The following is a 24,363-nucleotide window of genomic DNA, read 5'->3' as shown; positions in this document are numbered from 1 at the left end:
GATGAACATAGAGTGCGGTCAGAAGGGCGTCCAAGTCAGTCTTCACACACCGACCATGGGCGCCCTTCGCCGTGCCCGCACCCAGTTCAACGATTTCCCATCAACGATCTAGGGCGCGTCAGGGGGCGTAGTTCATGACGTGGTCGTGCAGGAGCTGCGGCGCGGCCGGGTCGGCGCGGCGGAACGCCTCGATCAGCTCGGCGTGCTCGGCCGACTTGGAGTAGATCTCCGTGTGGTGCAGGCGCAGGGACAGGGTCGTCCACAGCTCGATGCCGAGCCCCTCCCACACCGAGACGAGCAGCCGGTTGCCGGCCGACTCGACGATCTCGCGGTGGAAGTCGATGCTGAGCCGCATCTGCTCGTGCAGGTCGCCCTCCCGCGCGGCCTCGCCGAGGCGGCGGTTGTGCTCCTCCAGCGCGTCCAGGCGGCCGGCGAGCCGTGGCAGCGCGAGCTCCACGGCCGTCCGCTCCAGCCCGGCGCGGACGGGGAAGATCTCGGCCAGGTCCTGCTCGGTGAAGTCGCGGACCCGGGCGCCCCGGTTGGGCAGCGTCTCGATCAGCCGCTGCGCCTCCAGCTGGCGCAGCGCCTCCCGGACGGGCCCCTGGCTCACGCCCAGCTCGGTGGCGATGCGGCGCTCGACGAGGCGCTCCCCCGGCTCCCACCGGCCCGAGCTGATGCCCTCCACGATGAACTCGCGGATCTGGTCGGCGAGCCCGGTGCGGAGCAGCTGGTCGGAGGTCTTCACGAAACTGGATCGTAGCGCCACGGCCGGTAAGTGCCTCTTGACGGGTGGGCGGTTCGTACGAGATACAATATGATCGATCATAGATCAATGATGATCGGGAGTGTCGTGGCGATCCTACGGCGCTGCCCCGGACAGAGGAAGGGTCGCCGATGGCTGACACCGTCCAGTCGGTTGAGAGGGCCGCACCGGCCCGGGGCCGGAGGGCGCGCGGCGCCCAGGCCCCCGAGCCGAAGACCGACGCGGCGGCGCCGGAGGCGGCGTCCCCGGCGGCCGACGCCGGCACGCTCGTCGGCTACTACCGGCAGATGCTGCTGATCAGGCGGTTCGAGGAGCGGGCGGCCCGCGCCTACACCGAGGCCAAGATCGGCGGTTACTGCCACCTGAACCTCGGCGAGGAGGCGACGGTCGTCGGGCTGATGGCCGCGCTGCGCCCCACCGACTACCTGTTCACCAACTACCGCGAGCACGGCTACGCCCTTGCCAAGGGCATCGGCGCCGACCGCGTGATGGCCGAGCTGTACGGGCGGTCCACGGGCGTGTCCAAGGGCTGGGGCGGGTCGATGCACCTGTTCGACGCCGAGGCGCGGCTGCTCGGCGGGTACGGGATCGTCGGCGGGCAGGTGCCCCTCGCGGCCGGCGCGGCGCTCGCCGTCTCCTACAAGGGCGGCGACGAGGTCGTCATGTGCCAGATGGGCGACGGGACGACCGCGATCGGAGCGTTCCACGAGTCGCTGAACATCGCCGCCCTCTGGAACCTCCCGGTCGTCTTCGTCGTGATCAACAACGGTCTCGGCATGGGCACCACCGTGGCGAACTCCTCGGCCGAGCCGGAGCTGTACCGGCGCGGCGCCGCGTACCGGATGGAGAGCATGCGGGTGGACGGCGCCGACGTGGTCGCGGTGCGCGACGCCGCCCGCACCGCCGTCGAGCGCGCCCGCGCCGAGAGCAGGCCCTACCTGCTGGAGACCGTCAGCCCCCGGCTGAAGGGCCACTCGGTCGTCGACCCGGCCCGCTACCGGTCCAAGGAGGAGAAGGAGGCCCTGAAGGCCGCCGACCCCCTGGCCCGGATGGCGCTGGAGCTGGAGGAGGCGGGCGTCCTGTCCGCCGACGAGCGCGACCGGCTCGACGCCGAGGTGACGGCGGAGGTCGACGCCGCCGCCGCGTTCGCCGACGAGAGCCCCGCGCCGGACGTGTCGACGCTGTTCGACTACACCTACGCCACCCCGGTCCCGGGCGAGCTGCGCCGGCTCCCCGCCGACCCCGTATTCGGTTCCTGAGAGGCATCCATGGCAACCGTGACCTACCGCCAGGCCCTCCGGGACACGCTCCGCGCCGAGATGCTCCGCGACGAGAACGTCTTCCTGATGGGCGAGGAGATCGGCCTCTTCGAGGGCTCCTACAAGATCACCGAGGGGCTGCTGAAGGAGTTCGGGCCGCGCCGCGTGCGCGACACCCCGATCGCCGAGGAGGGCTTCGTCGGCGCCGCGATCGGCGCCGCGATGCTCGGCCTGCGCCCCGTCGTGGAGATCATGACGATCAACTTCTCGCTGCTGGCACTGGACCAGATCGTCAACCACGCCGCGAAGATCTACGGCATGTTCGGCGGGCAGGCCAGCGTGCCGATGGTGATCCGGACGCCGGGCGGCGGCGGGCAGCAGCTCGGCGCCACCCACTCGCAGAACGTCGAGCTGTTCTACTCGTTCATCCCCGGCCTGAAGGTGCTCGCGCCGAGCACGCCCGCCGAGGCGTCGGCGATGCTGAAGGCCGCGATCCGCGACGACGACCCGGTGCTGTTCCTGGAGAACCTCGCCCTCTACAACACCAAGGGCGAGCTGCCGGCCCCGGTCGAGGACGTCGAGCCCGCCGAGATCGGCCGCGCCGCCGTGACCCGTCCCGGCACCGACATCACGATCATCGGCTACTCCCGGATGGCCCGCGTCGCCTCGGAGGTCGCCGAGACCCTCGCCGCCGAAGGCGTCTCCGCCGAGGTCGTGGACCTGCGCAGCCTGCGCCCGCTCGACCGGCAGACCGTGGTCGAGTCCGTTCGCAGGACCGGCTGCGCCGTCGTGGCCGAGGACGACTGGCTGACCTACGGCATCGGCGCCGAGATCGCCGCGACGATCCAGGAGGGCGCGTTCGACTGGCTGGACGCCCCCGTCCGCCGCGTCGCGATGGCCGAGGTGCCGCTCCCCTACGCCAAGTCCCTGGAGACGGCGGCGCTGCCGTCCGCCGAGTCCCTGCTGACCGCCGTGCGCGCCACGCTCCGCGCGACCGGCCGCACCACGCCGGGGACGGACGCCACGTCCCCGCGACCCGCTCTGGAGCCCGCGCGATGACCGAGATCCTCATGCCCCGCCTCTCCGACACGATGGAGGAGGGCGTCATCAGCTCCTGGCAGAAGCAGCCGGGGGACGAGGTCGCGGTCGGCGACGTCATCGTCGACATCGAGACCGACAAGGCGGTCATGGAGTACGAGGCCTATGAGGCCGGCGTGCTGGAGAAGATCCTCGTCGGCGAGGGCGAGACCGCCGCGATCGGCGCCCCGATCGCGGTGATCACCCCCGCGGGCGGCGCCCGTCCCGAGCCCGCGCCCGCCGCCGAGGCGCGGCCCGCGGCCGAGCCGGAGCCCGCCGCCGAGCCGGAGCCCGCCGCCGAGGCGGCGTCCGAGCCGGCGCCGGTCGCCACCGCCGCCCCGCCGCGGGCGGGTGGACGTCCGGCCGCCTCCCGGCCGCCGTCGTCGCCGCTGGCGCGCCGGCTGGCCCGCGACCACGGCATCGACCTGAACGCGCTCAGCGGCTCCGGTCCGGGCGGGCGCATCGTCCGCGCCGACATCGAGGCCGCCGTGCGCGCCGCCGGTCCGGCGGCGCCCGCCCCGGCCGCCGTCGCCCAGGCTCCCGCCGCCCCCGCGGCGCCGGCCGTCCAGGCCCGGGCCGACGACCCGGACGTGGAGGCCGTCCCGCTGAACCGCTTCCGCAAGGTGGCGGCCAGGCGGCTGACCGAGAGCAAGCGCGAGGCGCCGCACTTCTACCTGAACCGCGAGGTGGACGCCGAGGCCCTGCTGGCGTTCCGCGCGACGCTGAACGAGGCGCTCGCCCCGGCGAAGGTCAGCGTGAACGACCTGGTCGTGAAGGCGGTGGCGACGGCGCTGCGCGAGCACCCGGCGGTGAACGTCTCCTACACCGAGGAGAACCTGCTCTTCCACAAGCGGGTGCACGTCGGCGTGGCGGTGGCGGTCGAGGACGGCCTCGTCGTGCCGGTCGTCCGCGACGCCGACCGGATGAGCGTCTCGCAGATCGGGCGGGAGACCCGCGAGCTCGCCGCCAAGGCCCGCGACGGCAAGCTGTCCGCGCGGGAGATGAGCGGCGGCACGTTCAGCGTCAGCAACCTCGGCATGTTCGGTGTGGACTCGTTCTCCGCGGTGATCAACCCGCCCGAGGCCGCCATCCTCGCCGTGGGCGCCGTCCGCGACGAACCCGTCGTCCGCGACGGCCAGGTCGTCCCCGGCAAGCGCATGACGGTGACCCTGTCGGTCGACCACCGCGCCACCGACGGCGCGACGGCCGCGAAGTTCCTGGCCCGCCTCGCCGAGCTGCTCCAGAACCCGCTGCTCATCGTCGCGTAGCCCCGCACGCGCACGGAAGGGCCCTCGCCACCGGCGAGGGCCCTTCCGCGTCCTGCCGGTGTTCAGAGCATGACGCGGCCGCCGGTGACGTCGAGGGTGAGGCCCGTCAGCCAAGCGGACTGGGACGAGGCCAGGAAGAGCGCGGCGGACGCCACGTCGCCCGGTTCGCCGAGACGGGCGAGCGGGTGGGAGGCGGCCACGGCGGCCTGGGTCTCCTCGGGCATGAACCTTGCGGTGCGCTCGGTGCGGATCGTGCCGGGCGCGACGCAGTTGACGCGGACGCCGTCCCGCCCGGCTTCGGCGGCGGCGTGGCGGGTGAGGGCCTGAACGCCCGCCTTGGCGGCCTCGTAGGCGACGGGGGCGCCCCACGGGTTGCCCAGCTCCCGGCCGCCGCCGCCCGGCAGGTTCGTCGGCAGGCGCCCGGCCGACGACGACATCGTGATGATCGAACCGGCCTGGCGCTCCTGCATGCCGGGCAGGAAGGCCTTCAGGGTGAGGAAGGTCGCGGTGAGGTTGCCGTCCAGGACCGACCGCCACTCCTGCTCGGTCATGGCCGCGGTCGGGCCGGGGCGCGCGATGCCGCCGCCCGCGAACGCGCACAGGACGCCGGCCGGGCCGAGCCCGTCCTCGATCCGCCCGCGCGCGGAGTCGAGGGCGGCCAGGTCGGTGACGTCGGCGACGACGCCGATCCCGCCGGTCTCCTTGGCCACCTGGTCGAGCGCCTCCCGGTCGCGGCCGATGACGGCGACCCGCGCGCCCTCGGCGGCGAACGCGCGCGCCGTGGCGGCGCCGATGCCGCGCGAGCCGCCGGTGATGACCGCGACCATGCCGTTGAGCTCGGGGTACATCGGTGCCTCCTTGCCGGGATGCCGTCTCCTCCGATTCTGAGTGAGCGCTCACTCATTGTCAAGCGAGGGCGGCCCGGGCGTGGCCGTATCCGGCCAGCGGCCGGGCCCGACCAATCAGATCCGGCGGGGGCCGCGAAGTACCCGCGGGCATGGCGAAGAGACCGGTCGATCCGGCGCCGCGGCAACACGGCCCAGCGCCACGGAAAGGCGCCGCCGCGGCGGGCACCCGGAGACCGGCGAGGGTTCCACGATGCCGACACTCCATCCAGCCGGGGGAACGTCCAGGGCGCGGGTCGCCGCGCTGGCCGCCGCCGCGGGTCTGCTGTGCGCGGGCGGGTTCGCCGGACTCGCGCCGAGGCAGGGCACCGCGTCCAGCCACCGCGAGGCACCGCTCATCTCGGGGCAGCCGCAGTACGACAACACCGACGTCTACGCGTTCGTCAGTCCGGACAAGCCGGACACCACCACGCTGATCGCGAACTTCATCCCGTTCCAGGACCCGGCCGGCGGGCCGAACTTCTCCAAGTTCGCGCGGGACGCCAGGTACGACCTGAACGTCGACAACGACGGCGACTCCCTGCCCGACCTCACCTACCGGTTCCGCTTCCACGACCGGCTGAAGAACGCGAACACCTTCCTCTACAACACCGGGCCGGTGACGAGCCTGGACGACCCCGACCTCAACTTCACGCAGACCTACGACCTGACCCTCGTCCGGCGGGTCGGCGGCCAGGTCCGGAGCACGCACACGCTCGCCGAGAACGCGCCCGTCGCGCCGTCCAACGTGGGCAAGGCGTCCATGCCGGACTACGCGAGGCTGCGCGCTCAGGCGGTCAGGCCGCTCGGCGACGGGACGACCTCGTTCGCCGGGCAGGCCGACGACCCGTTCTTCCTCGACCTGCGGGTGTTCGACCTGCTGTACGGCGCGAACCTGAAGGAGGTCGGGAACGACACGCTGAGCGGATACAACGTCAACACGGTCGCGCTGCAGATCCCGACGCGCCACCTCGTCACGGGGCACGACCCGGTGATCGGGGTGAACTCGACCGTGTCGCGGCTCTCCGCGTCCGGCGCCTACGCGCAGGTGTCGCGGCTCGGGAGCCCGCTGGTGAACGAGGTGGTCGTCCCGCGCGGGAAGAAGGACACCTTCAACGCGTCCACCCCGTGGCAGGACGCGCAGTTCGCCGGCTTCGTCACCGACCCCGAGCTGCCGAAGCTCATCGAGAAGATCTACAAGATCCCGGCACCGCCCGGCCCGCGCAAGGACCTCGTCCAGGCGTTCCTCACCGGCGTGCCGGGGCTGAACCAGCCGGCGCACGTCCGGTCCGCGGAGCTGCTGCGGCTCAACACCTCGGTCCAGCCGGCCGCGAAGCCGGACCGGCTGGGGGTCCTCGGCGGGGACAAGGCGGGCTTCCCGAACGGGCGGCGGCTCACCGACGACGTCGTCGACATCGAGTTGCAGGCCGTCGAGGGCGAGCTGCTCGGAAAGAAGAACGACCTCGGCGACGCCGTGAACGCCAACGACGCCGGGTTCGGCACGAGCTTCCCGTACGTGGCGCAGCCCCACTCGGGGTCGGACGTGCGCGGCGCGAGGAAGCCGGGGACGAAGGCCGCGGGCGCGGCGGGCAGGGGCGACGGCGGGAAGGTGAACTTCCTCAACGCGGGCGCCACCGAGAGCACCTCGGGCGGCGAGGACGGGACGATCTCGCTGGCGCCGGTCGCCGCGGCGGCGGGCGCGGGGGCGTTCGTGCTGACCGGCGGGCTGCTGTGGCTGCGGCGCCGCCGTCCCTCGGCGGGACGGCACGAGAGCTGATGCGTCCCGTCCTCACCGGGGCCTCGGTGGCGGGGCTCGTCGCGGCGCTCACCCTCGGATCGGCGGTCGCGTTCGGCCGCCCGTCCGGGGAGCGCGCCGCGGCGGCCCCGGCCGGGGCCGCCGCCCCGGGCATCCCCGGTCTGCAGAAGAGGCTGCGCGAGCAGCCCCGTGACGCCGCCGGCTGGGCGTCACTAGGAACCGCGTACGTGGAGCAGGCCCGTGTGACCGCGGACCCGGCGTACTACCCGAAGGCGGAAGAGGTGCTCCACCGCTCCCTCCGGGAGGTGCCCGGGAACGAGGGCGCGCTGGCCGGGCTCGGCGCGCTCGCGGCGGCGCGCCACGACTTCCACGGGGCGCTGCGGTACGCGGACCGGGCGCTCAAGGCGAACCCCTACGCGCAGCGGGCCGCCGCCGTCCGGGTGGACGCGCTGGTGGAGCTCGGCCGCTACGACGACGCGCTGGCCGCCGCGCGCCGGGCGGACGCCGTCCGTCCGGGGGTTCCGGTCTTCACCCGGCTCGCGTACGTGCGGGAGCTGCGCGGAGAGGTCGCGGAGGCGCGCCGGGTGCTGGGGCTCGCGCGGGCCTCCGCCACCGACCGCGGCGACCTGGCCTACATCTCGGTGCAGCTCGGCGAGCTGGCCTGGAACGACGGCGACCTCGGCCGGGCCGGGCGCGAGTACGCCGAGGCGCTGCGCCTGTCCCCCGGCCACCTGCCCGCCCTGGACGGCGAGGCGCGCGTCAGGGCCGCGCGCGGCGACACGGCCGGGGCGCTCGCCGTGCGGGCCGGGATCGTCGAGCGGCTCCCCCTCCCCCAGTACGTCACCGAGTACGGGGAGCTGCTGGAGTCGGCCGGACGCTGGGACGAGGCGGAACGGCAGTACGCGGTCGCGACGGCGTGGGCGCGGATCGCCAGGGCCGGCGGCGTCGACGCCGACCTGGAGACCGCGCTGTCCGAGAGCGACCACGGCGACGCCGGGGACGCGCTGCGGGCGGCGCGGGCCGAGTACCGGAGGCGCTGCCCCGGCGCGCGCGTGCGGCAGTGCAGCGTGCACGCGGCCGACGCCCTGGCCTGGGCGCTGCACGTCAACGGGCGGGACGCCGAGGCCCTCCGCTACGCCCGGCAGGCGACGGCCACCGGGTACCGCCGCGCGTCCTTCCGGTTCCATCTCGGCGTCATCGAGAAGGCCCTCGGCGAGCGCGCCGCCGCGCGGCGCGACCTCGCCGGGTCACTGCGCCGCAATCCCGCCTTCTCCCCGCTGTGGGCGCCGCGGGCCGAGGCGGCCCTGGACGACCTGGGAGGCGCGTCGTGATCGTTCTCGCGCTCGCCGCCGGGGTGCTCGCCGCGCATCCCCTGGGCAACTTCACCGTCAACCACTACGACGGGCTGGTCGCGGCGCCGCACGAGCTGCGGATCGACCATGTCGAGGACCTCGCCGAGATCCCCGCGGCGCAGGCGATGCCGGGGCTCGACGCCGACCACGACGGGCGCCCGTCGCACGGCGAGCTGGCGGCGTGGGCGGGCGGCGCCTGCGCGCGGGCCGCCTCGTCCCTGCGCGTCGCGGTGGACGGGCGTCCCGTCACCGCGACGGTCGCGTCCGCCGCCGCCTCGGCGCCGCGCGGGCAGGCGGGGCTGCCGACGCTGCGGCTCGAATGCCGGATCACCGCGCCCGCCGGACCAGGGACGGTCTCCTTCCGGGCCGGCGGCGACGGCCGGATCGGCTGGCGAGAGATCACCGCGCGCGGCGACCGGATGACGCTCGCCGCGTCCGGCGTGCCCGAGGCGTCGCGCAGCCGCCGCCTCACCGCCTACCCGGCGGACCTGCTCGCCTCCCCGCCCGACCAGCGGTCGGCGACCCTCGACGTGCGGGCGGGCGGGCCGCCGCTCGCGGCCCCCGCGCGCGGCGCCGGGCCCGGAACGCTGCTGCCGCGCGGCGCCGACGGGCTGACGCGGCGGTTCACGTCGCTGGTCGCGAGGCACGACCTCACGCCCGGCTTCGCGGCCCTGGCGTTCCTGGCCGCGCTGCTGCTCGGCACGCTGCACGCGCTCGCGCCCGGCCACGGCAAGACGATCATGGCGGCGCACGCGATCGGGGACGGGCGGCGCCGGACGCGGGACGTCCTCGCGCTCGGCCTGACCGTCACGCTCACCCACACGGCCGGCGTCCTGGCCCTCGGCCTGCTCGTGACGACCGGGGCCCTGCTGGCGCCCGAGGCGCTGTTCCCTTGGCTCGGCGCGGCGGGCGGTGTCCTCGTGACGGCGGCGGGTGCGCTGCTGCTGCGGCGCGCCCTGCGCAACCGGCACCACACCCACGGCCACGGGCATGGGCACGGGCATGGCCACGGGCACGGGCCAGCGCGTTCGCGGCGCGGCGGGGTCGTGCTGATGGGGCTGGCGGGCGGCATGGTGCCGAGCCCGTCGGCGGTCGTGGTGCTGGTCGGCGGCGCGGCGATCGGACGGGCCTGGTTCGGGGTCGTCCTCGTCCTGGCCTACGGGCTCGGCCTCGCCGCCGCGCTCACCGGGGTCGGCCTCCTCGTCGCCGGTTCCGCGCGCGCCCTGGCGCGGCGCATTCCGGCCATGCGGCCCCGGCTTCCCAGCGCGATGATGCCGATAGGGACGTCCGCGACGGTCGTCGTCCTCGGGCTGGGACTCACGTTGCGGAGCCTGGTCCTGTGAGTTCCGACCCTGGACGGCCCCGGATGCGTAGTGCCGGGTGGACGGTCCACGGAGGGGAGCGCGGCTTGCCGGCAGAGACGAGACCGCCGGACGGCGGAACGGTGTCCGGGCATGACGCGGACGCGCTGCTCGGCCGGACGGCGCGCGGCGACGAGCGCGCGTTCGAGCTGCTGTACGACGTGGCCGCGGCACCCGTGCACGGCCTGGCGCGGCGGGTCGTCCGCGATCCGGCGATGGCGGAGGAGGTGACGCAGGAGGTGATGATCGAGGTGTGGCGGTCCGCCGCCCGCTACGATCCGGGCCGCGGCGGCGCGATGGCGTGGATCCTGACGATCGCGCACCGCCGGGCCGTGGACCGCGTCCGGCGCGAGCAGGCCGCGGGCGAACGCGAGGCGAGGACCGTCCACCACGGGGCGGGCGGTGCGCACGACCCGGTGGGCGAGCGGGTCGAGGCGCGGCTGGAGCACGAGCGGGTGCGGCGCTGCCTCGGGACGCTGACGCGCCTGCAGCGCGAGTCGGTGACGCTCGCCTACTACGGCGGGCACTCCTATCGTGAGGTGGCCGCGCTGGTGGGCGCGCCGCCGAACACGGTGCGGACCCGCATGCGCGACGGCATCATCCGGCTGCGCGACTGCCTGGGGGTGGAACGGTGACGGACGATCTGCACGCCCTCGCCGGCGCGTACGCGCTGGACGCGATCGACGACGCCGGGGAGCGGCGGTCGTTCGAGGAGCACCTCGCCGGGTGCGAAACGTGCGCGACCGAGCTGCGCGAGTTCCGGGCGACGACGGCCCGGCTGGGCCTGGCGGTCGCCGAGGCCCCGCCGCCGCGGCTGCGCGCCCGGGTGCTGGCGGACGTCCGGAACGTCCGGCAGCTGCCGCCCGCCCCCGCGGGCCGGGACGCGGACGTGCGGCCGATCCGGCCGCGGCGGTGGCGGCGCGCCGCCGCGGCCGGGCTGGCCGCGGCCGCCTGCCTGGTGACGGCCGCCTCCGTCGGGGTGGCGGTCCACGAACGGCAGCGCACGCAGCGCACGGAGGCCGCCTACCGGGACGTGGCGTCGGTGCTGTCGGCGCCGGACGCGCGCTCGGCGACGGGCCGCGCCGCGGGCGGCGGGACGGTCACGGTCGTCGCGTCCGCGTCGCGCGGCGGGGCGGTCGTGGCCTCGTCCGGGCTGCGGGCTCTGCCGTCCTCGAAGGCGTACCAGCTCTGGCTGATCGGCGCGGACGGCCCCCGCTCGGCGGGCCTGCTGCCCGGCGACCCGGGCCGCCCGGTCGTCGCCGGAACGTGGCGGCCGCGGGACAGGGTCGGCGTGACCGTGGAGCCCGCCGGCGGGTCCGCACGGCCGACGACGGAGCCGCTCGTGCTGGTCGACCTCGCCTGATACTTGTCGTCCGACTGACGATATGTGATCATGGCGGGCATGTCGGTGAACGTCCCGCTCGGCCCGCTGCTCGACCCCGCCTTCCACCTCGGGTCGGTCCCCACCACGTGGGCGGAGCTGCTCGGCTTCGCGACCGGCGCGGTCAACGTGTGGCTCGTCGTCCGGCAGAACATCCTCAACTGGCCGATCGGCATCGCCAACGTGATCCTGCTCGGCCTGGTGTTCCTGGACGGCGGCCTCTACGCCGACGCCGGGCTCCAGGTCGTCTACGTCGCGCTCCAGCTCTACGGCTGGTGGGTGTGGCTGTACGGCGGCGACGGCCGCGACCGGCTCCCGGTGCGGCGCACGCGCGGCGCCGAGTGGGCGGCCCTGATCGCCGCGGGGGCCGCGGGCACCGCCCTGCTGACCTGGGCGCTGTCGGCCTGGACGGACTCCACCGTGCCGTTCTGGGACGCCCTCACCACCGCGCTCTCCCTCATGGCGACCTACGGGCAGTCGCGCAAGCTGCTGGAGTCGTGGTGGCTGTGGATCGCCGCCGACCTCGTCTACATCCCGCTGTACTTCGCCAAGGACCTCAAGCTCACCAGCGCCCTCTACCTCGTCTTCCTGGCGCTGTGCGTGTCCGGGCTGCTGGCCTGGCGCCGCGACCTGCGCGCGCGGCCCCTCGCCCCCGCGGCGGCCGTATGACGCACGAGCACGGCCTGGTCATCGGCAAGTTCTATCCGCCGCACGCCGGGCACCACCACCTGATCGACACGGCCGCGGCGTCCTGCGCCCGGGTGAGCGTCGTCGTGGCGGCGTCCACCGCGGAGAGCATCCCGCTCGCGCTGCGGACGGCGTGGCTGCGCGAGGCGCACCGGCAGCCGCACGTGGAGATCGTCCCGGTGGTGGACGACGCCGAGATCGACTACGGGTCCGACGAGGCCTGGTCGGCGCACGTCGCGGCGTTCCGGGCGGGCCTGGCGATGCGGTCGGGGCTCGGCGCGTCCGTCCCGCCGGTGGACGCGGTGTTCAGCTCGGAGGCGTACGGGCCGGAGCTCGCCGAGCGCTTCTCGGCCGTGCACGTCCCGGTCGACCCGCCGCGCGAGCGCTTCCCGGTGAGCGGCACCGCCGTCCGGAAGGACCCGGCGGGGAACTGGGACCACCTCTCGCCGCCCGTCCGGGCGTATCTGGCGCGGCGGGTCGTGGTGGTGGGCGCCGAGTCGACCGGCACGACCACGCTGGCCCGCGCGCTCGCGATCCACTACGCGGAGCGCGGCGGTGTGTGGGCGGCGACCCGGTGGGTGCCGGAGTACGGCCGGACGTTCACCGAGGAGAAGCTGGCCGCCGCGCGCCGGCGGGCGGGCGACCCGTCACTGTGGCTGGACGACCTGACATGGGAGTCCGCCGAGTTCACCGAGATCGCCGAGCGTCACGCGGCGCTGGAGGACGCGGCGGCCCGGTCGGGCTCGCCGCTGCTGGTCTGCGACACCGACGCCTTCGCCACGGCGATCTGGCACGAGCGCTACCTCGGCACACCGGCCCCCGAGGTCGAGGCCGTCCACGGGCGGACCCCGCACCACCTGTGGATCCTCACCGATCCCGAGGGCGTCCCCTTCGAGCAGGACGGCTGGCGCGACGGTGAGCTGATCAGGTCGTGGATGTCGGCGCGCTTCCGGGAGGAGCTGGAGAAGCGGGGCCTCCCGCACATCACCGTGACGGGCCCCCACGAGCGCCGCCTGGCCGCCGCCGTCGAGGCGACCGACGCCCTGCTGGCCGAAGGCCCGCACTTCAGCGCCCCGCTGACCCCCCGGCCCCCGGCCCGGGTCGACCGACGTCAGGTCAGCCGGCCCAACTGATATCTGTGATGTGGAACTCCTTGATATCGCGGACCACCAGATACTCGATGGACGCGTCGATGTCGTCCAACGAGACCGCGTAGGCGACTCCGGCCTCGTCGAGCGGCTTCCCCGGTGGCGGTAACCCCAGGTCCACCGCGGCGCCCCCCTGCCAGGCCAGCTCGCAGAGGTACTCGACAAGGCGATCTTCGATCTGCTTCGGGAGGGAGGAGTGAAGGATCAGGCCCGCCGTCTCAGAGCAGAAGACCGTCCAGCCGCTCTTCTGCGCGGTCACTCGTTTCCGCTGCGAAAGCGGCGCCCGGCCCTGATCTCCTCCAAGGAGATCTTCCTGCCCGCCCTCATCTCCTCGATCGCCCTTGAGCGGCGCTCCTCGCGGTCGGGCACCTGGCTGAACATGGCTTCCGCGTGCCATCCCGCCAGAAGATTCGTCAACTCAGGGCCGAATCTGGCGTCCATGACCTCGCCGAGGAACTGGGCCCGCAACTCCTGGGGGAGGAAGTCCGCGATGCCCTTGATCGTCCTTGGGACCCGGGAAACCTGGCCCGGGAGGAGTGGCTCTACAGGTTGTGCGCTCATGTCGCTCCTGTCCGTCCGGTGTCCCCTCTCACCCGTACAACGGAGACCCTACCGGGCACCGCCGACAGCACAGAGGGTCATTTGGCGGTACGCAGCGTATTGATCTCCTCCGGATCAGGACGGCGCAACGGCGTTTTGTTGGCGCAGGTCCGGTCCGGGCGGTTGCTGCTGATGCGGGGGGTCGAGGCGGAACAGGTCCTCGTCGATCCGGTCGAGGGCGAGCCGCACGGCGCCGAGGGCGACCGACTCGTCCCCGAGCTCGGATCCCTCGATCCGGACGGGGCTCAGGCACAGCGGCGCGACCCGCTCGCGCAGCGCGGCGACCAGCGGCGCGCCGGTCCCGGCCAGGGGGCCGCCGACCACGATCATCTCCGGGTCGAGGGCGAGGGCCATCGCCGCGACGCCGCGCGCCATCCGGGCGGCGAGCCGCTCCACCCGGTCCCGCGCCTCCGCGGACCCGCGCCCGGCCGCGTCCAGGACGCGTTCCGCCTCCTCGAACAGGGGGCCGGATCCGGCGTCCGGCACCAGGGAGGCGGTCGTGTCCCGCAGGCCCAGCTCGTCCAGCATGCCGATCTCGCCCGCCGCCCCCCAGCGGCCCCGGTGCAGGCGGCCGCCGATGATCGCGCCCATGCCGGTGTGCAGCGCGGCGTAGACGCAGACGACGTCGTCGGCGTCGCGGGCGGCGCCGACCCACCGCTCGGCCATGGCGGCGAGGTTGGCGTCGTTCTCGACGAGGACGGGGCAGGAGAACGAGCGGCCCAGCTCGCGCGCCAGGTGGACGCCCTCCCATCCGGGCACGACCGTGCAGGACGTGACCGTCCCGTCCGGGGCGACGACGCCGGGGGTGCCGGCCGCGACAGCCCGCAGCGACCGGCGGTCGACGCCCGCCCCGGCCAGGCAGTCCTTGACCGCGGCCCGCACCGCCGCGATCCGCTCCCCGGGGGCGGCGCCGCCGGGGAGGTCGGCGCGGTGCCCGCCGGCGACCTCGCCGGCGAGGTCGGCGACGAGCAGCCGCACCCGGTGCGCGTCGACGTCGACGCCGAGGGCGTGGCCGGCCTCCGCGCGGAACCGGTAGCGGCGGGCGGGCCGGCCGAGCCCGCCGCCCGGGCGCGGCGCGTCCTCGGCGGCCAGGCCGCGGTCGATCAGCTCACCCAGCACGCCCTCGGTGGTGGGCCGGGACAGCCCGACGCGCCGGGCCAGCTCCGACAGCGTCGCCTCGCCGCCGTCGCGCAGCGCGCGCAGCGTCGCGGCGGAGTTGAGCCGGCGGAGCACCGAGGGGTCGCCTCCGTGGAGAGAGTGGTGCGGCACGGGTACCCCTTGACAGCGTTCGGCGGACGGACGACATTATTGCCAGACTACTTATGAAAACACCTTGCGTAAGTCGGCCGCCGGTGCGGACGGCCAGGTCGGAGGGGTGCGCGACGATGCAGCGGACGGGGCCGACGATCGCGGTGGCCGGAGCGGGGCTGCGCGGCCGCGGCTACGCGGCGCGGATCCGGGAGGCCGGGGCCGGCCGGATCGTCGCGGTCGCCGAGCCCGACCCGGCGCGGCGCGCCCGGTTCGCCGCCGAGCACGGCCTCCCGCCGGAGCGGACGTTCCCCGGCTGGCGCGAGATGGCCGCGCGGGGCCGCCCCGCCGACGGTGTGATCATCGCGACGCAGGACGCCGAGCACGCCGAGCCCGCGATCCGCTTCGCCGGCCTCGGCTGCCACATCCTGCTGGAGAAGCCGATGGCGACGTCCGAGGCGGACGCGCTGCGCATCGTGGACGCCGTCGAGCGCGCCGGGGTGATGCTCGCCGTCTGCCACGTGATGCGCTACACCGAGTACACGCGCGCGTTCAGGAGGCTGATCGAGGACGGGCGGATCGGCGCGCCGGTCAGCGTCCAGCACCTCGAACCGGTCGGCTGGTGGCACCACGCCCACTCCTACGTGCGCGGCAACTGGCGGCGGGCGGACGAGTCCGGCCCGATGCTGATGACGAAGTCCTGCCACGACTTCGACTGGCTGATCCACCTGATGGGCGAGGTTCCCGCGCGGGTGTCCTCGTTCGGGCGGCTGTCGCATTTCCGGCCGGAGGAGCGGCCGCCCGGCGCCGCCGACCGCTGCGTCGACTGCGCCGTGGAGCCCCGCTGCTCCTACTCCGCGACCCGGCTGTACCTGTCGTGCCTCGGCGATCCCGGCCGCGATAGGTGGCCGCTCAGCGCGGTCACCGACGACCGCACCGAGTCGGGCGTCCTGCGGGCGCTGCGCGAGGGCCCGTACGGACGCTGCGTCTACGCGTGCGACAACGACGTGGTCGACCACCAGGTCGTGAACATGGAGTTCCCGTCCGGCGCGACCGGCGTGTTCACCATGACCGCGTTCTCGGCGGCCGCCCCGCGCCAGACGCGCGTCTTCGGGACGGCCGGTTCCCTGGAGGGCGACGGCGTCCGCATCACGGTCCGCGACTTCGTCACCGGCGCGACCGAGATCGTCGAGCCCGGGGCCGTCCCTCCCGGGGGCGCGTCCGACGGCCGCCACGACGACGGCGACGACGCGCTGGCCGACGCCTTCGTCGCCGCGCTGGCCGCGGGCGACCCGGCCCGGCTCCACTCCGGCCCCCGCGAGAGCCTCGCCTCGCACCGCGTCGTGTGGGCCGCCGAACGGGCCCGGCTGGACGGCGCCGTCGTCGACCTGGGCACGCAGTCACCTCCGGCGAAAGGCACGGTGCACCCGTGACCGTCAGACCGCTCTTGGGCGCCGCCGCGCTGTCCCTGCTCCTCGCGCCGGCCGCCTGCGGCGACTCGTCCGGCGGGTCGCCGCCCGCCGGCAACGACGGCCGGGGGCCCATCACCGTCGCCACCGGCAAGGACCTGACCCGGACCGTGCAGCGGCTCGTCGCGGCGTGGAACGACGGCCATCCGAAGGAGAGGGTCCGGCTCGCCGAGCTGCCCGAGGACGGCGACCAGGCGCGGCAGCAGCTCGTCCAGAACATGCAGATCAAGTCGGACGCCTACGACGTCGTCCGGCTGGACGCGGTGTGGACGGCGGAGTTCGCCGCGCGCCGCTGGATCCTGCCGCTGCCGGACGGGCTGGTGGACGCCTCCTCGTTCGTCCCGGCGGCCCTGGAGACCGGGAAGTACCGCGGCAGGCTGTACGCGGCGCCGTGGCTGACCGGGACCGGCGTCCTCTACTACCGCGAGGACCTCCTCGCCGGGGCCGGGGTGAAGGGCCCGCCGAAGACGTGGGCCGAGCTGCGCGAGGACTGCGCGAAGGTCCGCCGGACGCCCGAGGGCAAGGGCATCGACTGCTACGCGGGCCAGTACGGCAAGTACGAGGGGCTCACGGTCAACTACTCCGAGGCCGTCCAGTCCGCGGGCGGCGAGGTCTTCGACCCTTCGGGCAGGCCGAGGGTGAACACCCCGCAGGCCAAGGCGGGGCTGAGGTTCCTGGTGGACGGCTTCCAGAACGGCACGATCCCGCAGAAGGCCATCACGTTCAAGGAGGAGGAGGGCCGCCGCGCCTTCCAGGAGGGGCACCTCGTCTTCCACCGCAACTGGGCGTACGTGTACGCGCTCGCCGCCGAGAAGGACGGCTCGAAGGTGGCCGGGAAGTTCGGCGTCGCGCCGATCCCGGGCGAGGGCGGGCCGGGCTCCGGCACCCTCGGCGGCAACAACCTGGCCGTTTCGGCGTTCTCCAAGCACCAGGCCACCGCACGCGACTTCATCGCCCACATCGTCGGCCCGGCGATCCAGAACGAGTACGGCCGTGCCCAGTCGTTCCCGCTGTCCCTCGCCGCCCTCTACACCGACCCCGAAATGATCAAGCGGTATCCGTACCTGCCGGTGCTGAGGCAGGGCATGGACAAGGCGCGGCCGCGCCCGGTCGTCGTCCGGTACAACGAGGTCAGCAGCGCCATCCAGGAGCACGTCACCGCGGCGCTCACCGGGAAGGAACCGGTGGACCGGGCGGCCGAAGACCTCCAGAAGGCACTGACGGCCCTGGCCGACTAGAGGACCTCCGTGGCCTAGTCGTACGTGCGGCCGTAGCCGAAGGGGAACAGGGGCTTCTTGCCGTCGCCCTTGTTGATGGGCTGCTGGGAGGCCGTGCGCATCCACGTCACCGGGAGCCTGCCGGTCGGCGCGACGGCCCCGTACAGGACGTCGGCGACGCCCGCCCCCTCGCTGCCCGGCAGCCACGCCTCGACGAGCGCGTTCCACTTGGGCAGCTCCAAGGCGATGTCCAGCGGGCGCCCCGACACCAGCACCACGACCACCGGGACGCCGGACGCGCGCAGCCGGTCGATCGTCTTCAGGTCGGCGGCGTCGAGGCCCATGTCACCGGTGAGGTCGCCGTGGTACTCGGCGTACGGCTTCTCCCCGACGACCGCGATCGCCGCGTCGTAGGACCGGTCGATCCCCGTCCCGTCCCTGCTGTAGGTGACGGTCGCGGACGGGTCCGCCGCCTCGCGGATGCCCCGCAGGATCGTCGTGCCCTTCGTGGTCGGGCCCGGCGCGCCCTGCCAGCTGATCGTCCAGCCGCCCGACTGCATGCCGATGTCGTCGGCGCTGCGGCCCGCGACGAAGACCTTGTCGTCGTCGTCCAGCGGCAGGACGCCGCCGGCGTTCTTCAGCAGCACCTGCGACCCGGCGACCGCGCGCCGGGCGAGCGCGCGGTGCTCGGCGCTCCCGACCGCCCCCAGGTACGCGCGGTCGGCCATCGGCCGCTCGAACAGGCCCAGCTGGAACTTCTTGGTCAGGATGCGGCGGTTCGCGTCGTCGACGCGGGACATCGGGACGGTCCCGTCCTTCACCGCGTCCCGCAGGTAGTCGATGAACCGGCGCCACTCGGCCGGGACCATGACCATGTCGATCCCGGCGTTGACCGCGGCCGCGACCTCGTCCATGGTGAAGCCCCGCTTCCCGTCGATCTCGTCGATGCCGTTGTAGTCGGACACGACGAAGCCGGTGAAGCCCAGCTCGCGCTTGAGGACATCGGTGATCAGGTACTTGTTCCGGTGCATCTTCAGCCCGTTCCACGAGCTGTAGGAGACCATCACCGAGCCCACGCCGCGCTTCACGGCCGCGCGGAACGGCGGCAGGTGGACGGCGCGCAGTTCCTTCTCCGGGATCCTGGTGTCGCCGCGGTCGTCGCCGCCCTCGGTGCCGCCGTCCCCGATGTAGTGCTTCGCCGTGGCCAGGACGGACGTGGGCCCGTCCAGCTCGCGCCCCTGCAACCCGTCGATGAGCGTCGTCATGGCCGCGGGCAGTTCGGGCACCTCGCCGAACGACTCGTAGGTCCGGCCCCAGCGGTCGTCGCGGACCACGCACAGGCAGGGCGCGAAGTCCCAGTCCACGCCCGTCCCCGTCATCTCCGCCGCGGTCGCCGCGCCGATCCGGCGGACGAGGGCCGGGTCGCGGGCCGCGCCGAGCCCGATGTCGTGCGGGAAGATCGTCGCACCGGCCACGTTGTTGTGGCCGTGCACCGCGTCCACCCCGTACATCATCGGGACGCGCAGCGGCGCGGCGAGCGCGGCCCGCTGGAGTCCGTCGTACATGTCCGCCCAGCTCCGCGGCGTGTTCGGGCTGGGCGCCGACCCTCCGCTCGACAGCACCGACCCGATCCGGTAGCGGGTGACCTCCTCCGGCGTCACGTACCGCCGCTCCGGCTGTGTCATCTGGCCGAGCTTGTCGGCGAGGCTCATCCGGTCGAGCAGGTCGTCGACGCGGTCCCCCACCGACAGCTGCGGGTCGAGGTAGGGGGCGGGGCCCGAGGCCGCCCGGACGGGACCGCCGTGGACGGTCAGCGCGAGCAGGGCGAGCACGCTCAGGCCGAGGACGCGGGTCCGCGACGCCCGCGGGGAGGAACAGTACATGCGGAAGGTTTTTCCAGGTTCGATCAAACGCAACGCAACCGGATACCAGCACCTGAGCAATATCTGCCGGTCATTGCCGACAAAAGTACATAGGGCTCTCGGTCGGGATCGAACCGACACCACCAGGACCACAACCTGGTGTGCAGACCACTACACCACGAAAGCCGTATCTCCGGCAGGAATCGAACCTGCGACCTCCGGGTCCGCAACCCGGCGCGCTCTCCACTGCGCCACGGAGACGTGTTCTTGCGTGCTGAGCGCAGGAATCGAACCTGCCTGCTGCGGTTTATGAGGCCGCCGGACGCACCAGCGTCCCTGCTCAGCGCGGAGGGTGCGAGATTCGAACTCGCGCAGGGGTGACCCTGACGACGGCTTAGCAAGCCGCTGCCTTTCCGCTCGGCCAACCCTCCGGAAACGAAAAAGACCGCCCGTGGTCTTCGGGCGGTCGGCGTCAGAACGTGCGGGTCACGTCCGTCGGCGGCTCCCGAGACCGGAATGGCTGCTGCGCATTCGATGACGTCGCATCGCGGCTCCCCTTTCCGATCCCGTCGTTCTCACCTTCGATGTCCATGGTGCCGGGGCGGTTCCGCCCCGGCAACCCATTTATCGCCTCATTCCTAGAAATCAGTGCCCCGGGAGACCGGCTCCCAGGCCGCGAACTCCTCGCGCGCACCGGTGAGGGCGGCGTCCACGGCGTCCGCGGCGTCGTTGCCCAGCGGCAGCCGGAGCGGCGTGTCGTCGGCGTCCAGCGCCTTCAGGATCGCCGCGGCGGCCTTGGCCGGATCGCCCGGCTGCTTCCCGTCGCTGCCCGGCAGGTTCGCCCGGACCGGGCCGACGCTGCCGGCGTACTCCGGCATCGCGGCCGTCTGGTGCAGGCCGCCGCCGGCGAACGACGTCCGGAACGCGCCCGGCTCGACCACCAGCACCTTGATCCCGAACGGGGCGACCTCCAGCGCCAGCGCCTCCGACAGCCCCTCCAGAGCGAACTTGGTGGCCGAGTAGGCGCCCACGCCGGGGAAGGAGAACCGGCCGCCCATGCTCGACATCTGCACGACGGCGCCACTCCCCTGGCGGCGCATGTGCGGCAGCACCGCGCGGGTCAGCGCCGCCGGGCCGAAGAAGTGCAGGTCCATCAGCTCGCGCAGCTCGCGGTCGGTGGTCTCCTCCACGGCGCCGACGACGCCGCGCCCGGCGTTGTTGACCAGCACGTCGATCCGCCCGTGCCACAGGATCACGTCCGCGACCACGTCCGCGATCCGCGCCGGATCGGTGACGTCCAGCTCGACCGCGCCGACCCGGCCCGGGTGGCGCGCCACCAGATCGTCCAGCGTCTCCGGGCGCCGCGCCGCCGCGACCACCGTGTCCCCGGCGGCCAGCGCCGCCTCCGCGATCGCCCTCCCGAAACCCGAGTTCGCCCCGGTGATCAGCCAGACCCGTGCCTTCTCGGAGATGTTCGTCATGCCGGTAGTTATCGCAGTTCACCGGCCCCGCCGTCCAAGACACAGATCCTTCCGGCCGATAAAGGGCGTTTATGATCGCCGGATGGAGCTGCGCCAGCTGCGCTATCTCGCCGCGATCGCCGACGCGGGCAACCTGGGCCGGGCCGCCGAGGCCCTCTACGTCAGCCAGCCCGCGCTCTCCTACGCGCTGCGCAGGCTCGAAGCCGAGCTCGGCGTCCGGCTGTTCGACCGGCACGCGGGCGGCGTGACCCCCACCCCGGCCGGCCGCGACGTGATCGCCGAGGCGCGCCGCACCGTCCGGCAGGCCGACCGCGTCGCCGCCGTGGCCGAACGGCACCGGCGCGGGCAGACCGGCGTCCTGCGCGTCGGGTTCGAGGCCAGCGGCGCGGGCGAGCTGACCACCCGGGCCCGCGCCGAGTTCGCCCGCGCCCACCCCGGCGTCCGCGTCGAGCCCAAGCGCTTCGACTGGGGCGGCGAGACCGCCGCGCTCCGCGCCGGGCAGGTGGACGTGGCGTTCGTGTGGCTGCCCGCCGACCTCGGCGGCCTGCACTCGGAGGTCGTCCACACCGAGCCGCGCGTCGTCGGCCTCCCGGCTGGACATCCGCTCGCCTCCGCCGAGGGCGTGTCCATCATGGACGTCAAGGACGAGCCCCTCATGTGGACCGAGCGCGCGCCCCGCGAGTGGGTGGACTGGTGGGCGGTCAACCCCAGACCGGACGGGTCCGCCCCGCGCTGGGGCCCGACCAACGACAACGTCGAGGAGATGCTCGAACAGGTCGCCGAGGGCACGGCCATCTGCTTCGCGCCGTCCAGCATGGCGCTGTACTACGCGCGCCCCGGACTGTCCTGGGTGCCGCTCACGGACGTGGAGCCGCTGCGCGTCGCGCTCGCCTGGGCGGACGGGGGCCCGCTCGTCGAGGCGTTCGCCGCGATCGTCCGCGACCTGGCGGGCCTCAGACGTAGGTCCGCGGCGTCTCCACGGCCGCGCTGAGCGCCCGGAGCGCGTGGTAGACGCGGACCTTGACCACGTCGACCGGCACCCCCAGCGAGGCGGCGGCCTCGTTGACCGACCGGTCCCGGAAGACCGTCTCGGTGAGGATCTCGCGGTGCGCGGGCGGCAGCCCCTGGAAGGCCCGGGCGACCACCGCGGGGCGCATCCGCTCCCCCGGCGAACCGGGGGCGAACGAACCGATGTCTTTGCCCATTCGCAGTGCCACACGACGAACTTCGCACCCCTGCCCCGGCCCGCCGCCCTCCTTATGGCGGCTTTAAGGAAGCGTTGAGGCTCTGATTCAGGGGGCGGGGCGGAGGGGTTCGCCGGAGGCGAGGAGAGCGAGGGCCGCGGCGCCGTAGAGGCCGGCGTCGCGCTCCAGGGCCGTGCAGGACACGCGCAGGTCGCGCAGGTGCGGCATGCCGGCGCGGGCGGTGATCGCGGCGCGCAGCGGGTCCAGGAGCAGGTCGCCCGCGGCCGCCACGCCGCCGCCGATGACGACGTCGCGGATGTCGAGCACGGAGGCGGTGTTGAGGATCGCGGTGGCGAGGGCGCCGGCGGCGCGCCGGAAGGCCGCGAGGGGGACGGGGGCGCCGGCGCGGGCGGCGGCGGCCAGGGCGCGGGCGTCGGGGCGGCCCGTCGCGGGGGCGAGCGTCCAGCCCTGGGCGAGCGCCCAGCGGACCATGCTCGGGCCGCCGGCGATCGTCTCCAGGCAGCCGCGGGCGCCGCAGACGCAGGGCTCGCCGTCGTGGTCGACGATGACGTGGCCGATGTGGCCGGCGTTGCCGGTGCGTCCCGTCCAGGGGCGGCCGTCGATGACGAGGCCGCCGCCCACGCCGGTCGACACGACGATGCCGAGCAGGGAGCCGCCGTCGTGGCCGCCGCGCCACCACTCGCCGAGCGCCATGCACTGGGCGTCGCCCGCCAGGGTGACGGGCACCCCGGGGACGAGGCGCTGGACGGCCGCGACGAGCCGGTAGCCGCGCCAGCGGGGGATGTTGATCGGGCTGACGGTGCCCGCGGCCGCGTCGATCGGGCCGGCCGAGCCGATGCCGACGCCGGTCAGGCCGGGGCGGGCGAAGTCGGCGACGAGGCCGCGCAGGGTGGCGGTGGGCGCCTGGCCGACGGGGTGCTCGGCGCGGTCGAGGAGCTCGCCGCCGGCGTCGACGCGCGCGACGGCGAACTTGGTGCCGCCGATGTCGAGGGCGAGGACGGTCATGACCCGATCCCCGGGAGCACGCGGTAGAGCGTGCCGTGTCCGGTGAGGCGGGTGGCGGGGGCGCCGGCCGGGACGAAGGCGGCCTCGCCCCGGCCGAGGGTCAGGGGCGGCCGGGCGGTGAGGCGGGCCTCGCCCTCCAGGCACAGGAGCGTCTGCGGAAGGCCGGAGGGCAGGTCCTCGGGGACCTGCGAGAGGTCGTGGCGGACGAGGGTGAACTCCTCGGCGGCCGTGCGGTACCGGCAGTCCTGCGTGGGCTCGACGCGGTGGGACCTGGACGGGACGAACCGCACGACGCGCATCAGCTCGGGGACGTCGATGTGCTTGGAGGTGAGCCCGCAGCGCACGACGTTGTCGGAGTTCGCCATGACCTCGATCGCGAGGCCGCCCAGGTAGGAGTGGGGCACTCCGGCGTCCAGGAAGAGGGCCTGGCCGGGCTTGAGCTCCACATGGTCGAGCAGGAGCGCGGCGAGGACCCCGGGGTCACCGGGGTGGGCGCGGGCGATGTCGGCGTAGACGCCCGTCAGGGCCGGTTCGACCGCGGCCTGGAGGGGGCGGGAGCGCTCGTCCAGCATCTGGGTGAGGACGGTCCGGAGCGCCTCGGCGGGCGGCTCGGCGCGGAGCGTTCCGATCCACGGGTCCAGTTCGGGGACCTTCAGGCCTTCGAGCAGGGCGGCGGTCTCGGCGGGGTCGCGGAAGCCGCACAACCCGTGGAACTCGGTGAGGGCGCAGACCATCTCGGGCTTGTGGAAGGGGTCCTTGTAGGTGCGGGCGGGGTCGTCGACGGGGATGCCCTGCGCCTCCTCGCGCGCGAACCCCGCCTCGGCCTGCGCCATGGTGGGATGCACCTGGAGCGACAGCGGCCTCTCCACGGCCAGCACCTTGAGCAGGTAGGGCAGCGTCGGGCCGAACCGGTCCACGCACGCGGCGCCGAGCATGCCGACCGGGTCGCGGTCGATGAGGGCGCCGAGGGGCGTCCCGTCCACGCGGGAAGGGGCGGCGGGGTGCGCGCCCGCCCACAGTTCGGCCTGCGGCCGCCCGGTCGGCTCGACGCCGAGCAGCTCGGGCAGGGCGGTCCGCGATCCCCAGTCGTAGGGACGGATCGCGGTGGTCAGCGGCAATGGCACCAACCTGCGCGATCTCCTTGCTCGGGGCACCGTGATCGGACGACGGCGCGCGTGAGGGACAGCGTACAAGCGTCGGAGGGGAAGGCGAACGCGACTCGGGTCGACCGTGCCGCACCGTTACCCGGGCCCGGGCGCGGGGGGACCGGGGGGCCGGGGTGCCCGCCGGGGTCCGCCGGCGGGCGCGAGAGCGGGGCCGGGGAGGGCTAGGGCGAGCCC

General features: G+C 74.3%; 23 protein-coding genes and 4 tRNA genes. 13 read left to right on the top strand and 14 right to left on the bottom strand.

Annotated elements, in window-relative coordinates:
- Positions 1 to 118 precede the first annotated feature (118 nt).
- Positions 119 to 745, bottom strand: coding sequence for a GntR family transcriptional regulator (locus AB0C84_RS42775; protein ID WP_258939497.1), 627 nt, complete (start codon positions 743 to 745; stop codon positions 119 to 121).
- 149 nt (positions 746 to 894) lie between these two features.
- On the opposite strand from AB0C84_RS42775, the gene pdhA reads away from it, so the two are divergent.
- Genes pdhA through AB0C84_RS42760 form a run of 3 tightly spaced genes read left to right on the top strand, consistent with a single transcriptional unit; the run spans position 895 to position 4,367 of the window.
- Entirely contained in the window at positions 895 to 2,022 is a 1,128-nt protein-coding gene (gene pdhA, locus AB0C84_RS42770) for a pyruvate dehydrogenase (acetyl-transferring) E1 component subunit alpha (protein ID WP_361077742.1), read from the top strand.
- A 9-nt stretch (positions 2,023 to 2,031) separates the two neighbouring features.
- Positions 2,032 to 3,081, top strand: coding sequence for an alpha-ketoacid dehydrogenase subunit beta (locus AB0C84_RS42765; RefSeq protein ID WP_258939495.1), 1,050 nt, complete (start codon positions 2,032 to 2,034; stop codon positions 3,079 to 3,081).
- Positions 3,078 to 4,367 (top strand): dihydrolipoamide acetyltransferase family protein, encoded by a 1,290-nt coding sequence (locus tag AB0C84_RS42760; RefSeq protein WP_361077740.1) that lies wholly within the window; start codon positions 3,078 to 3,080, stop codon positions 4,365 to 4,367. The genes AB0C84_RS42765 and AB0C84_RS42760 overlap by 4 nt, the downstream gene beginning before the upstream one ends.
- A 62-nt stretch (positions 4,368 to 4,429) precedes the next feature.
- Here the strand turns inward: AB0C84_RS42760 and AB0C84_RS42755 are convergent, their stop codons facing one another.
- A complete protein-coding gene (locus AB0C84_RS42755; protein WP_339154313.1) occupies positions 4,430 to 5,215 on the bottom strand; it encodes an SDR family NAD(P)-dependent oxidoreductase in 786 nt (261 codons plus the stop codon).
- A gap of 250 nt (positions 5,216 to 5,465) precedes the next feature.
- On the opposite strand from AB0C84_RS42755, the gene AB0C84_RS42750 reads away from it, so the two are divergent.
- The 7 genes from AB0C84_RS42750 (at position 5,466) to AB0C84_RS42720 (ending at position 12,921) form a co-directional block, all read left to right on the top strand.
- Positions 5,466 to 7,028: a DUF4331 domain-containing protein gene (locus AB0C84_RS42750; protein ID WP_361077737.1), complete on the top strand. Its 1,563-nt coding sequence runs from the start codon at positions 5,466 to 5,468 to the stop codon at positions 7,026 to 7,028.
- Complete coding sequence (locus AB0C84_RS42745; protein WP_361077734.1) at positions 7,028 to 8,338, top strand: hypothetical protein; 1,311 nt, start codon at positions 7,028 to 7,030, stop codon at positions 8,336 to 8,338. The genes AB0C84_RS42750 and AB0C84_RS42745 overlap by 1 nt, the downstream gene beginning before the upstream one ends.
- Positions 8,335 to 9,702: a High-affinity nickel-transporter gene (locus AB0C84_RS42740; RefSeq protein WP_361077731.1), complete on the top strand. Its 1,368-nt coding sequence runs from the start codon at positions 8,335 to 8,337 to the stop codon at positions 9,700 to 9,702. The genes AB0C84_RS42745 and AB0C84_RS42740 overlap by 4 nt, the downstream gene beginning before the upstream one ends.
- Positions 9,703 to 9,767: 65 nt before the next feature.
- Positions 9,768 to 10,355 carry an ECF RNA polymerase sigma factor SigK gene (gene sigK / locus AB0C84_RS42735; RefSeq protein WP_361077728.1) on the top strand — a complete coding sequence of 196 codons (588 nt, stop codon included), beginning with the start codon at positions 9,768 to 9,770 and terminating at the stop codon, positions 10,353 to 10,355.
- Positions 10,352 to 11,083 carry an anti-sigma factor gene (locus AB0C84_RS42730; RefSeq protein ID WP_361077725.1) on the top strand — a complete coding sequence of 244 codons (732 nt, stop codon included), beginning with the start codon at positions 10,352 to 10,354 and terminating at the stop codon, positions 11,081 to 11,083. Before sigK ends, AB0C84_RS42730 begins: the two co-directional genes overlap by 4 nt.
- Before the next feature lie 39 nt (positions 11,084 to 11,122).
- Complete coding sequence (pnuC, locus tag AB0C84_RS42725) at positions 11,123 to 11,770, top strand: nicotinamide riboside transporter PnuC (RefSeq protein ID WP_258939488.1); 648 nt, start codon at positions 11,123 to 11,125, stop codon at positions 11,768 to 11,770.
- Complete coding sequence (locus AB0C84_RS42720; protein WP_361077723.1) at positions 11,767 to 12,921, top strand: AAA family ATPase; 1,155 nt, start codon at positions 11,767 to 11,769, stop codon at positions 12,919 to 12,921. Before pnuC ends, AB0C84_RS42720 begins: the two co-directional genes overlap by 4 nt.
- Here the strand turns inward: AB0C84_RS42720 and AB0C84_RS42715 are convergent.
- The 3 genes from AB0C84_RS42715 to AB0C84_RS42705 form a co-directional block, all read right to left on the bottom strand.
- Positions 12,905 to 13,195, bottom strand: a complete 291-nt coding sequence (locus AB0C84_RS42715; RefSeq protein ID WP_258939486.1) for a hypothetical protein — start codon at positions 13,193 to 13,195, stop codon at positions 12,905 to 12,907. The two genes, AB0C84_RS42720 and AB0C84_RS42715, sit on opposite strands and share 17 nt — an antisense overlap.
- Positions 13,192 to 13,497 carry a hypothetical protein gene (locus AB0C84_RS42710; protein WP_258939485.1) on the bottom strand — a complete coding sequence of 102 codons (306 nt, stop codon included), beginning with the start codon at positions 13,495 to 13,497 and terminating at the stop codon, positions 13,192 to 13,194. Before AB0C84_RS42710 ends, AB0C84_RS42715 begins: the two co-directional genes overlap by 4 nt.
- 114 nt (positions 13,498 to 13,611) lie before the next feature.
- A complete protein-coding gene (locus AB0C84_RS42705; RefSeq protein WP_361077719.1) occupies positions 13,612 to 14,805 on the bottom strand; it encodes an ROK family transcriptional regulator in 1,194 nt (397 codons plus the stop codon).
- Positions 14,806 to 14,921: 116 nt separating this feature from the next.
- On the opposite strand from AB0C84_RS42705, the gene AB0C84_RS42700 reads away from it, so the two are divergent.
- Both AB0C84_RS42700 and AB0C84_RS42695 read left to right on the top strand, forming a co-directional pair.
- On the top strand, positions 14,922 to 16,217 hold the full coding sequence (locus AB0C84_RS42700) for a Gfo/Idh/MocA family oxidoreductase (RefSeq protein WP_361077716.1): 1,296 nt from the start codon (positions 14,922 to 14,924) through the stop codon (positions 16,215 to 16,217).
- On the top strand, positions 16,214 to 17,491 hold the full coding sequence (locus AB0C84_RS42695; protein ID WP_361077713.1) for an ABC transporter substrate-binding protein: 1,278 nt from the start codon (positions 16,214 to 16,216) through the stop codon (positions 17,489 to 17,491). The genes AB0C84_RS42700 and AB0C84_RS42695 overlap by 4 nt, the downstream gene beginning before the upstream one ends.
- A 14-nt stretch (positions 17,492 to 17,505) precedes the next feature.
- Here AB0C84_RS42695 and AB0C84_RS42690 read toward each other — a convergent pair whose 3' ends face one another.
- From AB0C84_RS42690 to AB0C84_RS42665, 6 genes are all read right to left on the bottom strand, one after another.
- Positions 17,506 to 19,353, bottom strand: a complete 1,848-nt coding sequence (locus AB0C84_RS42690; RefSeq protein WP_361077711.1) for a glycoside hydrolase family 3 protein — start codon at positions 19,351 to 19,353, stop codon at positions 17,506 to 17,508.
- Positions 19,354 to 19,446: 93 nt separating this feature from the next.
- Positions 19,447 to 19,518, bottom strand: a tRNA-His gene (locus tag AB0C84_RS42685).
- A gap of 2 nt (positions 19,519 to 19,520) precedes the next feature.
- Positions 19,521 to 19,593 (bottom strand) — tRNA-Arg (locus tag AB0C84_RS42680).
- An 11-nt stretch (positions 19,594 to 19,604) separates the two neighbouring features.
- A tRNA-Met gene (locus AB0C84_RS42675) sits at positions 19,605 to 19,677 on the bottom strand.
- A 1-nt stretch (position 19,678) separates the two neighbouring features.
- Positions 19,679 to 19,763, bottom strand: a tRNA-Ser gene (locus AB0C84_RS42670).
- Between the two features lie 207 nt (positions 19,764 to 19,970).
- Positions 19,971 to 20,813, bottom strand: coding sequence for an oxidoreductase (locus tag AB0C84_RS42665; protein ID WP_361077708.1), 843 nt, complete (start codon positions 20,811 to 20,813; stop codon positions 19,971 to 19,973).
- Between the two features lie 82 nt (positions 20,814 to 20,895).
- Between AB0C84_RS42665 and AB0C84_RS42660 the strand changes: the two genes are divergently transcribed.
- On the top strand, positions 20,896 to 21,804 hold the full coding sequence (locus AB0C84_RS42660) for a LysR family transcriptional regulator (protein WP_361077705.1): 909 nt from the start codon (positions 20,896 to 20,898) through the stop codon (positions 21,802 to 21,804).
- On the opposite strand, the gene AB0C84_RS42655 is transcribed toward AB0C84_RS42660, so the two are convergent.
- The 3 genes from AB0C84_RS42655 to manA all read right to left on the bottom strand — a co-directional run bounded on the left by AB0C84_RS42655 (position 21,767) and on the right by manA (position 24,147).
- A complete protein-coding gene (locus AB0C84_RS42655; RefSeq protein WP_361077702.1) occupies positions 21,767 to 22,018 on the bottom strand; it encodes a sigma factor-like helix-turn-helix DNA-binding protein in 252 nt (83 codons plus the stop codon). The two genes, AB0C84_RS42660 and AB0C84_RS42655, sit on opposite strands and share 38 nt — an antisense overlap.
- Positions 22,019 to 22,105: 87 nt before the next feature.
- Positions 22,106 to 23,023, bottom strand: coding sequence for an ROK family protein (locus AB0C84_RS42650; RefSeq protein ID WP_361077699.1), 918 nt, complete (start codon positions 23,021 to 23,023; stop codon positions 22,106 to 22,108).
- Positions 23,020 to 24,147: a mannose-6-phosphate isomerase, class I gene (manA, locus tag AB0C84_RS42645; RefSeq protein ID WP_361077696.1), complete on the bottom strand. Its 1,128-nt coding sequence runs from the start codon at positions 24,145 to 24,147 to the stop codon at positions 23,020 to 23,022. The genes AB0C84_RS42650 and manA overlap by 4 nt, the downstream gene beginning before the upstream one ends.
- Between the last annotated feature and the right edge of the window lie 216 nt (positions 24,148 to 24,363).

Source organism: Actinomadura sp. NPDC048955, assembly GCF_040649435.1.
GTDB classification, from domain to species: Bacteria; Actinomycetota; Actinomycetes; order Streptosporangiales; family Streptosporangiaceae; genus Spirillospora; species Spirillospora luteofluorescens.
The sequence above is the reverse complement of the archived record's forward strand: the minus strand, read 5'-3'. Positions and strand labels throughout refer to the sequence as shown.

What these genes read in the sequence shown, in the direction of transcription:
- AB0C84_RS42710 (WP_258939485.1), bottom strand. Translation starts at nt 13,497, where the DNA reads ATGAGCGCACAACCTGTAGAGCCACTCCTCCCGGGCCAGGTTTCCCGG.
- AB0C84_RS42755 (WP_339154313.1), bottom strand. Translation starts at nt 5,215, where the DNA reads ATGTACCCCGAGCTCAACGGCATGGTCGCGGTCATCACCGGCGGCTCG.
- AB0C84_RS42655 (WP_361077702.1), bottom strand. Translation starts at nt 22,018, where the DNA reads ATGGGCAAAGACATCGGTTCGTTCGCCCCCGGTTCGCCGGGGGAGCGG.
- AB0C84_RS42660 (WP_361077705.1), top strand. Translation starts at nt 20,896, where the DNA reads ATGGAGCTGCGCCAGCTGCGCTATCTCGCCGCGATCGCCGACGCGGGC.
- AB0C84_RS42750 (WP_361077737.1), top strand. Translation starts at nt 5,466, where the DNA reads ATGCCGACACTCCATCCAGCCGGGGGAACGTCCAGGGCGCGGGTCGCC.
- AB0C84_RS42760 (WP_361077740.1), top strand. Translation starts at nt 3,078, where the DNA reads ATGACCGAGATCCTCATGCCCCGCCTCTCCGACACGATGGAGGAGGGC.
- AB0C84_RS42745 (WP_361077734.1), top strand. Translation starts at nt 7,028, where the DNA reads ATGCGTCCCGTCCTCACCGGGGCCTCGGTGGCGGGGCTCGTCGCGGCG.
- AB0C84_RS42650 (WP_361077699.1), bottom strand. Translation starts at nt 23,023, where the DNA reads ATGACCGTCCTCGCCCTCGACATCGGCGGCACCAAGTTCGCCGTCGCG.
- AB0C84_RS42700 (WP_361077716.1), top strand. Translation starts at nt 14,922, where the DNA reads ATGCAGCGGACGGGGCCGACGATCGCGGTGGCCGGAGCGGGGCTGCGC.
- AB0C84_RS42690 (WP_361077711.1), bottom strand. Translation starts at nt 19,353, where the DNA reads ATGTACTGTTCCTCCCCGCGGGCGTCGCGGACCCGCGTCCTCGGCCTG.
- pdhA (WP_361077742.1), top strand. Translation starts at nt 895, where the DNA reads ATGGCTGACACCGTCCAGTCGGTTGAGAGGGCCGCACCGGCCCGGGGC.
- AB0C84_RS42765 (WP_258939495.1), top strand. Translation starts at nt 2,032, where the DNA reads ATGGCAACCGTGACCTACCGCCAGGCCCTCCGGGACACGCTCCGCGCC.
- AB0C84_RS42720 (WP_361077723.1), top strand. Translation starts at nt 11,767, where the DNA reads ATGACGCACGAGCACGGCCTGGTCATCGGCAAGTTCTATCCGCCGCAC.
- pnuC (WP_258939488.1), top strand. Translation starts at nt 11,123, where the DNA reads ATGTCGGTGAACGTCCCGCTCGGCCCGCTGCTCGACCCCGCCTTCCAC.
- AB0C84_RS42665 (WP_361077708.1), bottom strand. Translation starts at nt 20,813, where the DNA reads ATGACGAACATCTCCGAGAAGGCACGGGTCTGGCTGATCACCGGGGCG.